Annotated in this window: 12 protein-coding genes; 9 read left to right on the top strand and 3 right to left on the bottom strand. The window is 48.1% G+C overall.

The genetic code is table 11. The annotated features are described in order from the left end of the window. The first annotated feature begins 71 nt into the window (after window positions 1-71). From PJI16_10105 to PJI16_10085, 5 genes are all read left to right on the top strand, one after another. A complete protein-coding gene (locus tag PJI16_10105) occupies window positions 72-1,163 on the top strand; it encodes a Gfo/Idh/MocA family oxidoreductase (protein ID MDT3777908.1) in 1,092 nt (363 codons plus the stop codon). Window positions 1,164-1,186: 23 nt separating this feature from the next. After that, window positions 1,187-2,770 (top strand): N-acetylneuraminate synthase family protein, encoded by a 1,584-nt coding sequence (locus PJI16_10100; GenBank protein ID MDT3777907.1) that lies wholly within the window; start codon window positions 1,187-1,189, stop codon window positions 2,768-2,770. Then, window positions 2,767-3,450 carry an HAD family hydrolase gene (locus PJI16_10095; GenBank protein MDT3777906.1) on the top strand — a complete coding sequence of 228 codons (684 nt, stop codon included), beginning with the start codon at window positions 2,767-2,769 and terminating at the stop codon, window positions 3,448-3,450. The genes PJI16_10100 and PJI16_10095 overlap by 4 nt, the downstream gene beginning before the upstream one ends. Window positions 3,451-3,574: 124 nt before the next feature. Continuing rightward, complete coding sequence (locus PJI16_10090; protein MDT3777905.1) at window positions 3,575-4,282, top strand: acylneuraminate cytidylyltransferase family protein; 708 nt, start codon at window positions 3,575-3,577, stop codon at window positions 4,280-4,282. A 167-nt stretch (window positions 4,283-4,449) separates the two neighbouring features. Continuing rightward, window positions 4,450-5,472 (top strand): class I SAM-dependent methyltransferase, encoded by a 1,023-nt coding sequence (locus PJI16_10085; protein MDT3777904.1) that lies wholly within the window; start codon window positions 4,450-4,452, stop codon window positions 5,470-5,472. A 599-nt stretch (window positions 5,473-6,071) separates the two neighbouring features. Here the strand turns inward: PJI16_10085 and PJI16_10080 are convergent. Further along, the gene (locus PJI16_10080) at window positions 6,072-6,842 is read right to left on the bottom strand and encodes a hypothetical protein (protein ID MDT3777903.1); all 771 of its coding nucleotides are present in this window, start codon (window positions 6,840-6,842) and stop codon (window positions 6,072-6,074) included. 531 nt (window positions 6,843-7,373) lie between these two features. On the opposite strand from PJI16_10080, the gene PJI16_10075 reads away from it, so the two are divergent. Continuing rightward, window positions 7,374-8,168 (top strand): ankyrin repeat domain-containing protein, encoded by a 795-nt coding sequence (locus PJI16_10075; protein MDT3777902.1) that lies wholly within the window; start codon window positions 7,374-7,376, stop codon window positions 8,166-8,168. Window positions 8,169-8,494: 326 nt separating this feature from the next. On the opposite strand, the gene PJI16_10070 is transcribed toward PJI16_10075, so the two are convergent. Beyond that, window positions 8,495-9,211, bottom strand: coding sequence for a class I SAM-dependent methyltransferase (locus PJI16_10070; protein ID MDT3777901.1), 717 nt, complete (start codon window positions 9,209-9,211; stop codon window positions 8,495-8,497). A gap of 1,151 nt (window positions 9,212-10,362) precedes the next feature. Between PJI16_10070 and PJI16_10065 the strand changes: the two genes are divergently transcribed. Beyond that, a complete protein-coding gene (locus tag PJI16_10065) occupies window positions 10,363-10,818 on the top strand; it encodes a hypothetical protein (GenBank protein MDT3777900.1) in 456 nt (151 codons plus the stop codon). Window positions 10,819-11,023: 205 nt separating this feature from the next. After that, window positions 11,024-12,103, top strand: coding sequence for an RHS repeat-associated core domain-containing protein (locus PJI16_10060; protein ID MDT3777899.1), 1,080 nt, complete (start codon window positions 11,024-11,026; stop codon window positions 12,101-12,103). A 20-nt stretch (window positions 12,104-12,123) separates the two neighbouring features. Here PJI16_10060 and PJI16_10055 read toward each other — a convergent pair whose 3' ends face one another. Continuing rightward, on the bottom strand, window positions 12,124-12,894 hold the full coding sequence (locus PJI16_10055; GenBank protein ID MDT3777898.1) for a hypothetical protein: 771 nt from the start codon (window positions 12,892-12,894) through the stop codon (window positions 12,124-12,126). 174 nt (window positions 12,895-13,068) lie between these two features. Between PJI16_10055 and PJI16_10050 the strand changes: the two genes are divergently transcribed. Further along, window positions 13,069-13,644 (top strand): ankyrin repeat domain-containing protein, encoded by a 576-nt coding sequence (locus PJI16_10050; protein ID MDT3777897.1) that lies wholly within the window; start codon window positions 13,069-13,071, stop codon window positions 13,642-13,644. Window positions 13,645-13,674 lie beyond the last annotated feature (30 nt).

Below are 13,674 nucleotides of genomic sequence, written 5' to 3'. Positions count from 1 at the left end.
CTATACCCGCAATTATGCTGAGCATAAAGGTGCATCCATATACCGAGTAGTGAACATTCTAAGGAGGATACATGTATAACGTAAAAATTTTTGGAGCGGGCTCCATTGGTAACCATTTAGCTCACGCATCCCGCTCCCTCGGTTGGAACGTCACGATATGCGATGTGGACCAAGCAGCATTGGATCGGACAAAACAGACAATTTATCCCACTCGTTATGGAAAATGGGACGAGGCCGTCAAGCTTTCCCTGGTCAAAAACGCCCCGAGAGGAGGGTTTGACCTCATCGTCGTTGGAACGCCGCCAGATTCCCACCTCTCCCTGGCTCTCGGGGCTCTTGAGGAAAAGCCCAAAGCTATTCTTGTGGAAAAACCTCTTTGCTCCCCAGACCTGGAACAGGCCGAAACATTACAAAATATGGTAACCGAGTCTGGCACATTCGCATTCGTAGGATATGACCACGTCGTGGGAAAGGCCGCGCAGGAAACACTCCAAGCCGGTCGCCAATTATCGACCATTGAAACCATCGACGTGGAATTTCGTGAACATTGGGGCGGCATCTTCGCGGCTCATTCATGGTTACAGGGTCCACAGGACAGTTATCTGGGGTTTTGGAAACGGGGTGGAGGTGCCAGTGGAGAACATTCCCACGCGATAAACCTTTGGCAATTTTTGAGTGGGGGCCTGGGAAAAGGCCGTATCACCGAAGTCTCCGCAACACTGGATTATGTCCAGACAGATATGGTGGAGTACGATAAACTCTGCCTGCTTACCCTGAGGACTGAAACAGGCTTAATCGGGAGGGTGGTGCAAGACGTCATTACCTCCCCTTCCAGAAAGTGGGCAAGGATTCAAGGAAATGACGGTTTCGCGGAGCTCACCATCGGGCACCAACCAGGGGTCGACAGAGTCGATTGGAAAACCGGCAAAGAAGATGCTCAATTCCGCACCATTCAGAAAACGCGACCGGATGATTTCATCTGGGAATTACAGCATATCGAGGCCGTGATGACAGGCAAAATCAAAGATTCCGTCCTCTCACTGGAGCGAGGCCTGGAAACCATGCTGGTGGTGGCCGCCGCGCATCTCTCATCAGCCAAGAAACGAACTGTGCGCATCGATTACCGCAAAGGCTATACACCACAGGCACTAGAAGTGCTGTAGATCTTCAGAGGAAGGGAAAAAGCATGATAGACCAAGATTTCAATTTCCATGATTTATTCATATTGGATTTAGCCAACAACCACCAGGGAAGCGTGGAACACGGCCTGGGAATCATCCAATCAATGGCTGAGGTGGTCAAACGGCACCAGGTCCGGGCAGCAATCAAATTCCAATTCCGCCAACTCGACACCTTCATTCATACAGATCATCAATCAAACAGCGAACTCAAATACATTCAACGATTTCAATCCACCCGGTTGGACCAGGCACAATTTCAAACATTGCTCAATGAAGTCTGGGCTCAAGGGCTGCTAGCCATGTGCACCCCTTTCGATGAAGAGTCTGTCAATATTGCCGTCGACATGGGTTTTAATGTGTTAAAGGTCGCCAGTTGTTCAGCCAAGGATTGGCCGCTTCTTGAGGAAATTGCCGGCGCCGGGCCGCCCGTGGTGTGCTCAACCGGTGGTCTGACACTGGAGGACATCGATAATGTGGTGAGTTTCTTCCAACATCGGGCCGTGCAATTCGCACTCATGCACTGCGTGTCGGTGTATCCAACTCCTGACCCGCTAATGAATTTGAATCAAATACAGGTCTTGCGCAACCGGTATCCCAATATTCCCATTGGCTGGTCCACTCATGAAAATCCCGGTGACACGGTTCCTGTTCAAATTGCCGTCGCTCTTGGAGCCAGACTTTTCGAACGGCACATTGGACTGGAAACCGAATCCATCAAATTGAATGCCTACTCGTCCACCTCACAGCAAGTGGACACCTGGCTGGAAGCCTACCATCGGGCAAAAGAATTGTGTGGCTCAAAAACCCGTCCACCCGCCTCAGAAGTGGAACAGGCCTCATTGGATGGCCTTCGACGTGGAGTCTTTGCCAAACGGCTCATTAAAAAAGGCCGGGAACTCACACGGGATCTTGTGTATTTTGCCATGCCCTACGTCGAAGGGCAGATGGAAAGTGGAGCCTGGAAAGAGGGCTATACGGCCGTCCAGGACATGACGCCGGATCAACCGGTCATGCGGGACGCGGTCGAGATCACGGTCAACCAAGGTCTCGTGACCCTCAAGCAAGCGATTCACGAAGTCAAAGCCTTGCTCAACCAAGCCAATATTCAACTAGGCAGTGAGTTTAAAGTCGAATATTCGCATCATTACGGACTTGAAAATTTCCGACAAACCGGCGCAGTCCTTATTGAATGTATCAATCGGGAGTATTGCAAAAAACTCGTCATTCAATTGCCGGGACAGCGACACCCCTCACATTATCATGCGAGGAAAGAGGAAACCTTTCAAATACTGTTTGGCATCCTCCACGTGAATATCGACGGCTATCCCCGCATTTTACATCCCGGTGAAACCATTCTCATCCTACCTGGAGTGTGGCATTCCTTTTGGACAGACACCGGGGTGGTTTTTGAAGAAGTGTCCACCACCCATTACAACAACGACTCCTTCTATGCCGACAAACGAATCAATAAGCTGCAACGATCCGAGCGAAAAACCATGGTTGATCATTGGGGACGGTTTCAAATCGCCCAACAGCCATCCTCGGAGAAAGCTCCTGAAGTGCCTTTGCCCGATCCTCAGGCGCAATGATTGCTTGCGTCGCATTCGATTTTGACGGAACGCTGGTTGATTCAAACCAGGTGAAGGTTCAGTCCTTTTACAAGATTGTCGAGGAATACGATCCCAGCGGTTGCACTGTCACTGACGTTCTTCAGCGATGCTCTCAAAAAGATCGATACGGAATCACCCGTGAACTTGCCCGCGAGTTCAAGGCGAAAGGGCTAATCCCGCCACCCACAAGCACAGAAATCCTCGGCTTACAATGGGCGGAGACCTACACAGCTACCTGCGAAACAGCCATTGTCAGGTGCCAGGAAGTACCTGGGGCCTCAGGGATACTGACCTGGCTGTTGAATGAAGGGATTCCTCTATACCTCAACTCAAAAACGCCCACCAACGCCCTCAATCGACTTGTGACCCTACGAAACCTCACCCACTATTTCTCGGGGATATACGGAGCTCCCGCAAGTAAACTGGAAAACTTGCGTCACATCCAAGAGCTGACTCAGGCAAAACCAGATGAGATGCTTTTTGTTGGAGACAGTGAGGATGATCTGGAGGCTGCTGGTAAATTTGGCTGTCACTTTGCGGGAGTCATTCTTGGTGAGAACAGCCGCTTCAGACTGATCCCATCACTCCATGTGACAAGTCTGGATAATCTCAGAGGAATCGTGCAAAACCTTCAAGAAAACGGAAATGCACCTACCTAAAACCATTGAGCATCTACTCGCACCATTGCAGTTGAAAATTCTTTACACTTTTGCCACAGGAAGTTATGATTTACACCCAACCGATGGCTATATCAACAATGCGGTATATCCCTAAAAAAACCCAATGATAGGTACGCAACGGATTCTGGCTGTGTGTCCAGCCAGGGGCGGCAGCAAAGGGATTCCGCTCAAAAATCTGACTCCCTTTCTAGGAATCCCGTTAGTCGCCAGAGTTGGCCAGTTGGTTAAGGAGATCCCCTTCATCGACCGAGCCGTAGTCTCGACCGACCATCCTGAAATTGCCGAGTGTGCGAAAAAATCTGGCCTAGACGCCCCTTTTTTCCGGCCTCCCGACCTTTCAGGGGACCGAATATCCGACGCCCCGGTATTGATCCATGCATTAGAAGAAATGGAGCATCAAGACAATGTCCAATACGACATCGTGATCATGCTGCAGCCAACATCTCCTCTTCGCCGGCCGGAACACGTCATCCAGGCCATCGAAATGCTGGTGAATGAACAATGGGATGCCGTCTGGACGCTGTCCGAAACCGATTCCAAGTCACACCCTCTCAAACAACTGACTCTTGACTCAGGCAAGATCGACTATTATGACCCCAACGGGAGCCAAATCATTGCCCGGCAGCAACTCACTCCCGTCTATCACCGGAACGGGGTGGCCTATGTTATGACACGAAACTGCCTTCTGGAAGGAAGGAGCATCATGGGTCAACGAACTGGAGCCCTCCTTCTCGACGAGGATCTGGTCAGTATCGATACCATGTGGGATTTGGAACTTGCAGAATTCATCTATGCCAAGAAACAGGCATAACATCTGAATCCAGTCAAGATGAGGATGAACCATCTGCTAATCAGAGGTCATCTCGCAGGTCAAATGGCTCGGTTGGCTATGAACACCCCCTATGTTCAGCCCCTGACGAACCAACCAGTGCTTTCCCTTAAAGTTCCACTTTTACCCTTAGGATAAGGAATAATGGCTTGAGTAAACTTCTAGCCCAACCCGTTCAGAAAATGGACAGGGATCGCGTCGTAAAGGGAAACTGTGATCTCTGCCGTTCCACAGAAGCCTTTGTTGTGGCAGAACCATCGAAACTGAATTGCCGCATTGTGATATGCATCCATTGTCAATTGATGTACGCTTTTCCACAAATTGAACAGGAGGATTTGGACAAATTCTATGAAAGTAGCTTTGCCAACGACCCCGGTAGCCGCAGTAGGCCTGGGGAAGGAATCGAAGATGAAGATGACATTCAAAAACAGGATGCCGTCGCGGAGTGGGGTTTGAACATCATCAACCGTTTCATTCAGGTTAAAGACAAACGGATTCTCGATCTGAGATGCCAAACCGGTGCACTCTCGGCACAGCTCCAGGCGGGAGGGGCGAAAGTTTTCTGCGTAGAGCCGTTCGAAAAAAACAGATGGTACGCTAGCGAGCGACGTGGATTATCCGAGATCTTTCCTTTGCCATTTTCCCGGTTCTCCCAGTTACCGATTCCCTTTCAGGGTCCCTTCGATGCGGTCAATGTCCTGACACATCATGTCCTGGCCCACGTCCTGTCCCCCCGCACGCTCCTGGAAAATATTTTCAGCGTACTTAAACCAGGCGGCTATCTCTTTCTTGACGAGAAAGATGTGCTGAACCCGGCTCGATACAAAACCGGATCGGTGTTTCAGTCTGGTCCCGTCCATCAATATCATCTCACCGCACAGACCACTGCCAGATATCTTAAAGCCGCCGGCTTTGTATTGATTGAATGCACGATTGACAACCGCCGGACGAGCGATTTCCATCACATCCGGGCGGTAGCACGAAAGCCTGAGGCTCAAAACCATTCCGGGGTATCACCTCAGACCATTCAGCATGATTCATCCCTAGGACGAATCAGATGGCGATTATGGTGGCTCAAGCAGACATGGACACTTCGACAGGTCGGTTTCTTAGGAAAACGAAAAACCCATAAAATTCTACGCCGAATCCGTCGACGGATTGCATCAATCTAACCCGCATAGTCCTGCTAACCGGACGACTAAATCAGGAAAGCCCCCATCTTTCAGCTAGAAAGTCAATCGGCTTCAAGATCTTCAAGTTAAGAGATTGGACTGGCAATGACCATTGCCGGCCATAAGCGAATTTTGTGGGGAATGTCAGAAAACACAAGATAAATTCGGATTACTCAATTCTGCAGGTAGCGTTATTCTTCCATCCTTTGGCACTTCAGGCCCATTTGTTGCGGGCACGCCTGTCTCTGGAGCCTTATTGGGGGCAGGCAAAGGTGCGACGGAGGCCTATGCAGGAGGGAGAGGAAATTTCAAATCAATTATTGGTGGGGCTGCACAAAGCGCAATAACGGGATCAATTACATCTCCTTTCCCACCCTATGGCGGGACATTACTTTCTTGGCAATTTTTGGGTGGCGGGCAGATAGACACTCCCTATTCTAATTATTCTTTAACTTGGAATGCCCCGGATGGAAATGGGTTGGGTGAGCTCGCTCCTCTGGCAATAACACTGCCTCGCGGCTTGACGGATTCAGTCGGAGAAGCTGGGCTTGTAGTAGGTATTTCAGAATTACGCAGGTAGGGACGAAGTTGAGATTTGGCTAGGGGAATAATTTCTGGAACTCTTGAAGACAATGGGTCACAGCTTTATGAATTTGGGTTTGTAGTTTTTCGCCACGATTTTCGATTAATTCAGGAACGTGCATGGAATTTACCCAAGTTGGCCTTTCCAAAGAAAATGAGCCGTACTCTTTCGGTCGTAACCCTTCCCCATATATCGCCATTTCCGGTGGGTAATGACATAAATGCTGGTGGATGACAGACGGGCCGTCAAGGTCAATAAACCGGATATTCCCTGAGTATTGAAATTGATACGGCATTTTTTTGGGAGGAAGAAAATCACCGTTTTCAGATCCGGTAGGAACCAATTTCCAAAAATACGTTTGTATAGCGATGACTTTTCCTTCTCTCAAGTTTTTCCTCAGGTCCATCAGATTTTCATCCAGCGAACCCCCTTGGGGCAGAGCAAGATTGGTGAAGTGATAATTATCTTCTAACGTCGCCATGATTTGATTCCTGAGTGTGCGGGTGGGATCTATAAGTTCTAAGGGAGATGGGAGTTCCAGCCATTTTTCAACTTTTTCTAGATTGAGATTAACTACTCCGGTGAACGGCAGTGAATAAGGCATGATCCACCATGCAAACTCCGGTGATGGATAGTCCACGATATAAACGTGAGAGGCGCTTTTCAGTTGAGCCACGTCTTTAAGAGATAATTGGACTTTGGGGTTCCCTCCACCACATCCATAAAGTCCTAACAGGAAAGCCAACCATAAACCTATGTGCATTTTAACTCTGCGTTTGTAAATCATCTTGGCATCATATGAATGTTTAACTATTCATCTCAACTTCTGACTTTCCGACCCATACATTTTTTCTCGGAATTTTAAAGCAAGAAGATGCAAGGCAAGCGAAAATGGAGCAATTGTTGAAGCAGCGGTGGCTGGGGCTTTTACTACTATAGATGCTTTAGGAAGAATTCGAATTACATTTGGCGCCCCCCTCCAAAATCATCAGGCAGTAACTTTGATTTTGGGACCCGCTATACTATCTTGGGCGCCAAAACGTTCCAAGAATTGACTCAAAATCCCATTATCTCAAGCTTAGCGATTTCTGGAGCTTCGGGTTATGATGTGCTAACCAATGGCCGATTGTCAGATTTCATCCTTAGGAAAGCTGTAGAAAATGGTGGACATGAAAGCTGTTCAGGAACATTCAGTGATCCAGAGTGCAGAATTGGTTCTGGTAACCCTTAAAATTTATTTGTCTAGTTCAAAGAATGGAAAACAGCTTAATCACAAGATATCAGAAAAAATTTTTCTCTCAGTGAGTGTAGCCCTAGAATGAAAAAAAATCTTAGACATGTCATCTGGGGAGTTTCGGCTTTTGTTTTCTTGACAGGCTGTGCCACAAACCTACAAGTGGCAGCCTATAGAGGCAATGGTCAGGACGTTATGGAACTGTTGGAAAATGGAGAAAGTATCTCTGAAAGGGATATTCGGGGCTTAACGGCCCTACATTATGCTGCCCAAGGAGGTCAGGAAACCATTGTTGATTTGCTCCTAAACAAAGGAGCGGAGATCAATGCTCGAGGAAACAGAGGAGAAACGCCATTATATGTGGCCACGTATTATTGTCACGAAAATGTTGTCAGGGCACTGTTAGAAAGAGGGGCAAATTTTACGTTCAAATTTAAAAATGACAATGAATTTTCGATGACCCCTCTATTAATTGCCAGTGCAAGCGGATGTGATCCCACTATTCTCAAAGAATTACTCAAAGCCGGTGCAGATGCCAATGGAATTGATGACCAGTTCGGTTGGAGTCCTCTTATTTTCGCCGCAAATATTGGGAATCTTAAGACAGTGGGAATTTTACTCTGTGCAGGAGGAATTGTTAACCATCAAGCCTATGATGGGATAACAGCTTTAATAGCGGCCGCTGGCAAAGGAAGTAAGGAGGTAGTTCAAGGGCTACTGGCGGCTGGTGCAGATCAAAAAATCAGAGCAAACCAGGGAAGGGGACCATTGAATAGCGACCTGAAACCCACTGATACCGCATTATCAGTGGCTAAGCGACGCGGACATAGCGAAGTGGTCGCATTACTGGAGGCAGCAAAAAAAAACCAATTAAAGTAAAAGGCTTGGGACCAGATCTTGTTATGCAACATGTTTAAAATTTAGGCGATCAAAGATGAATGGCCCGTCCTGGCGATTCAATTTTTCCATCCTTTTCTTAGTGGAGTCCTTTCAACGCCTGACCTTTTCATTCTGCCCATCATGCTGCGGTTTGCCATTGCTTGGCAGTGCCGGAATTCGGCCCATAGAGGTTAATCTAAGCCGCTATCTAAACAGTTTTCTATCTCCGAAGATTGTGCCATCACAATTAAGGTTTCGATGTACTCCTAGGCAATAATGTAGGCACAGATGCCATACGGAAGTCGATCGGGTTCAAGATCGTGGAATTATGATATGGGACTGGCAATGACCATTGCAGGCCATAGGCGAATCTTGTGGGGAATATCGGAATACACAAGATGGGGCTCGAGACCATCCTGGCGCAATTCGTCAACTCTCCCACGAAAATATTGGTGGCTGGTATGATAGAGATATCGAATGCCTTTCTCATTGAAATCAGAAAAAGGTTCGATCATGATAACATATTTCCTGGCGACCTTGGCCAATTCCTGAAGAGCCTGATGGCGAATTTCCTCCATGGCTTCTAAGGCCAGCACGGTATAGACCACATCGAAACTGTTATCCGCAAACGGCAAATTCTTGGCACTTCCCTGATAAAAATTGATCCGCCTATTTGCACTTTGATCTATAATTTGATCAGGGGCAAAATCGACGATATCCTGAGAAAGACAGGACATTGTTCCGATCTTTTTTGCTGCCAAGGCCCCCTGTCGGGTCAATTCCAAACCGGAGAACCGTATGGCAGGAAAATACCCGGACAGAACAAATAGATTAATGCCATAGCCACTCCCAACCTCAAGAACGCTTTCGGGTTGCACGGCCTCAAGAGCCCGTTTCAACAAGAGAAGGTGTACACGTTTGGTCCCGATTCCTCTGGCTAACATCCGATCCTCTCCCCACAAACACGGGGTAGCCTTCCCCTTCGTGCTCAGGTGCGCGCCGGTCTCGGTAGAACCCCAAAAGTCCTCGTATGTACTTTTCACTTTATATTGCCGCCCCCCAAAGGAGGTGTTCAAACGCTTGAAAATTTTGTGTTGCCAAAATTCAAGAAATTTTTTCCGCCAAGATCGAAACACTCTACGCTTCCAACGCATATCGCTTCTGCGAAAACGTCGATGAACGAATGGTTCAAACGCGGAGTAAATTTCCTCACGTGACACACGAAAATTCAATGGTAAAGATTGAGCCATAAGCCGTCGCCTCTTCGTTATTCTAAAATGAGATCTATCATTCTTACGATATTGCTATCGCACGAGAGTTACTGATGGAGCATGAAATTTCTATTCGGAGTCCACCATCTATCAAGCCGATGACAATGCCCAGGTTCCATTTTCACACCGCCTTGTTCGGTGATAAATACCATCTGTGATGGCACGAATTACAGTAAAGTATATCCGCACGGATTTCACCTTCGACAGCTACCCCAGTGTTACGCGAGAGGATCAGTATGGTGATACCGGTTCTTCTGCCGATGCCGGTAAGGTAACACGCACCTTTTTACCTAACACCTCGGCCTGGGTATTGCGGCTTCACACTACGGAAACTATGGATGAGAGTTTGACACGGCCGTGGCGGCCCGTACGGGCCTTTATTACGCTGGCACGACAAGTTGCAGCGCCGCGGCCTCAAATCAACAACCCATTTAAGGGAAATTAACTCGTGTGATCCAATGGCTTTCGGGGGGAGTAGTCCGGAAAACCCGCATGGCCTATGATAGCTATGGCAACGTTATTTGCACCATGAATCAATCCCCGTGCCAATACAACGACCAAAGCCTATGATGGCAGCCAAACTTTTGCCATCACCGTCTCCAATCCACTCAGTCATGTAATTTCGAGCATATATTAGGGAGTAAATGGGGTGGCGATGGATATTGGGTTGAATGGACAAAATAAAAACATGCCACGATCCCAACGTGGTCGTGGACCATTACCACCAATAATAACTTTGGCACAGTCGACACGCAACATGTCTTCACCAGCACATTGCTGAGTTTGTCGACCTGGCCATATTTTGATGGATTGGTCCGCACCATGAAAACCCGAAACACCGGCCCCGACTCTAAGATCGCGCTCTCCGAGATCCGCTATGACAGTCGTGGCGCCACACCGACGGCTCGGTATCTGTGTGGCTCATGAGCGGCACCAGCGTGCAACAAACAGGTCAGCCTGGGGTCGCAGGGATGGAGTGGGTCATTAAGGGGGTTGGGGATGTGGATGGCGATGGAAAGAAGGATTTACTATGGCAGAATTCCACTGCCGGCCTCACAACCCCCACAACCTATGCCTGGTTGATGAATGGGGTCAGCATCCAGAGTGCCAACGGCCAAGGCGCCTGGTGGGTGCCAGGCCCCACCACCACGATTGTCTATGATGGAGATGGCGGGCGGGTCACAAAGACCGTCGGCACCCAAACCACAACGTATATCGGGAAGCTCTACGTGTGCGGTGGCACCGCCTGCGCCAAGATGATCTTTGCGGGCGGACAAAGGATCGCCATCAAACAGGTGGGTAGCGGGTCAACCAGTTACTTCCATCCCGATCATTTAGGTTCGACGAGCGTGCTCACCAATGGTGGGAGTGTTGAATAATGAGGATGTTCACGTGCAATTTTGCCCAGGATGAGGTGACCCATCAAAGGCTGCGGGTCGGTTCAAAAAAGTCCGTCCAGCAAGGCCGCAACCATTTTTACGCGCGGAGCGTATGCGGAATACGTGAGTACGGAAAAATGGCGAGAACGCCGCTGGCGGCTTTTTTCAACAGACCCATGGTAGCGGAGTAAAGGAAGAAGACCTGGTGTATTATCCCTATGGGGATACGTTCACGAACGCCGGTACGGCCAACGTGGCCTATAAATATACAGGTAAGGAATTGGATGGCAGCACAGGACTTTACTTCTACGAAGCCCGCTATTATGACGCTGTTCTCGGGCGATTTATATCAGCCGATACGATTGTGCCGAATCCGGGCAACCCTCAAGATTTCAATCGATACACCTATGGGAATAACAACCCCATTCTTTTTAATGATCCCACGGGACGATTCGGGATCAAATCCATCACAAACGCCTTTAAAAAGGCCATCCGAAAATTGAAAAACACACTAGGCAGTCCGGGATTCACCGCACTCAGCTTTGGCATTCAGGTTGGGATAGTTCCTGTCCCTTTCCTCTCACCTATTCAGTCCGGCATTCTTGGGACCGGATTATTAACGCAGTCGAAAAGCGGACGGTATGTTTTGGCGGGAGAAATAATTATTGGCACGGCCGCAGCAAGTATAGCCTGTGCACCATGCACAGCGGGCCCTGTCATTAATGGGGCCCTGGCTGGGGGGTTAAGCCTAGGAGCAGCTGGGGGTCTCAGTGCCGGCAGAAATGAGGGTGATATCAGTAAGGGGGTCTTGTTTGGAACTGCAACCGGGGCCATTGTTGGCGGTTTTTCCGGAGGAACACTCGATAAGTTCGGATTACTCAATCCTGCAGGCGGGGTTATTTTTCCATCCCTTGGTACGTTAGACGCATTTGCCGCAGGCACGGCTATCTCTGGAGCCATTCTTGGGGCAGGCAAAGGAGCGACGGAAGCTTATGCAGGAGGAAGAGGAAATTTCCGATCAATTATTGGTGGGGCATCAAAAGCAGGGATAGAAGGGGCAATCACATCTCCTTTCACAACCGCTTTTATCACTTCCCTTGGTTTGCCTTTTGGTGGAGGTATGCCAAAAACTCCCTATTCTAATTATTCTTCACCTTCTTGGAATGCTCCGGATGGAAATGGGTTGGGTGAGCTCGCTCCTCTAGCAATAACACTGCCTGGTGGCTTGACGGATTCAGTCGGAGAAGCTGGAATTAAGGTAGGTTTTTGGGAAATAACCAGATAGGGGAATAAACTGAAAGCTGGCTAGGGGAACAATTTCTGAAATTCTTGAAGACAATGAGTCACAGCTTTATGAATTTGGGCTTGTATTTTGGCGCCTTTTTGGTCAATTAATTCAGGGACATGCATGGAATTTACCCAAGTTGGCCTTTCCAAAGAAAATGAGCCGTATTCTTTCGGGCGTAACCATCCCCCCATATTTGTACTTTCTGGTGGATAATGGCATTCACGCTGACGAATGACATACGGGCCGTCAAGGTCAATAAACCGGATAATCCCTGAGTATTGAAATTGATACGGCATTTTTTTGGGAGGAAGGAAATCACCGTTTTCAGATCCGGTAGGAACAAGATCCCAAAAATACGTTTGTATAGCGATGACTTTTCCTTCTCTCAAGTTTTTCCTCAGGTCCATCAGATTTTCATCCAGCGAACCCCCTTGGGGCAGAGCAAGATTGGTGAAGTGATAATTATCTTCTAACGTCGCCATGATTTGATTCCTGAGTGTGCGGGTGGGATCTATAAGTTCTAAGGGAGATGGGAGTTCCAGCCATTTTTCAACTTTTTCTAGATTGAGATTAACTACTCCGGTGAACGGCAGTGAATAAGGCATGATCCACCATGCAAACTCCGGTGATGGATAGTCCACGATATAAACGTGAGAGGCGCTTTTCAGTTGAGCCACGTCTTTAAGAGATAATTGGACTTTGGGGTTCCCTCCACCACATCCATAAAGTCCTAACAGGAAAGCCAACCATAAACCTATGTGCATTTTAACTCTGCGTTTGAAAATCATCCTGGCATCATATGAATGTTTAACTATTCATCTCAACTTCTGACTTGCAGATCCATACATTTTTCCCGGAATTTTACAGAAAGAAAATGCAAGGTAAGAGAAAATGGAGCAATTGTCGTAGGAAACTGTAGCTGGGACATTGATAGGCGTTGGTGATATGGGAGGGCTTGGATATTGGGAAAAGGGGAAAATGTTGCCAATAAGTTTAAAACCAACAATGGGCTTTGGTTGGCCTCCATATTTAATGCTAGTGGAAATGGTTGTGATCCTACAATTTTGAAATACTTACTCAATGCCGGTGCCGATCCCAATGAAACCGAACCAGGGTACGGCTATAGGTCTCTTATGTTTTCTGCAATTATTAAGGATCCGCAAACAAGTGAATTATTGCTCTCCGCAGGGGCAAAGGTTAACCATCAAGCCAATGATGGGACGACGGCTTTAATTGTCGCCGCTTGGAATGGAAATAAAGAAGTCGTCCAGCTTTTATTGGCATCTGGTGCGGACCCAACAATACAAATAGGCCAATTGGGCGGATCATTGAATAAGGGGCTTGGGCCAATAGATACAGCGTTATCAGAGGCTAAGCAACGAGGACATAACAAAATGGTCGGAATACTGGAGGCAGCCGAGAAAAAGACCAATCAAAGTAAAAGGCTTGGGATCAGACCCTACCGTACAACATGCTTAAATTTCAGGCTTTCTGGGATGGTCCCTCCCTGCGCATCAAAATTCTCCATTGCCTCCTAACAGGATCCTTTCTCCGCGGGACCATTTCAT

This window comes from Nitrospira sp. MA-1 (assembly GCA_032139905.1).
Taxonomy (GTDB): domain Bacteria; phylum Nitrospirota; class Nitrospiria; order Nitrospirales; family UBA8639; genus Nitrospira_E.
The sequence above is the reverse complement of the archived record's forward strand: the minus strand, read 5'-3'. Positions and strand labels throughout refer to the sequence as shown.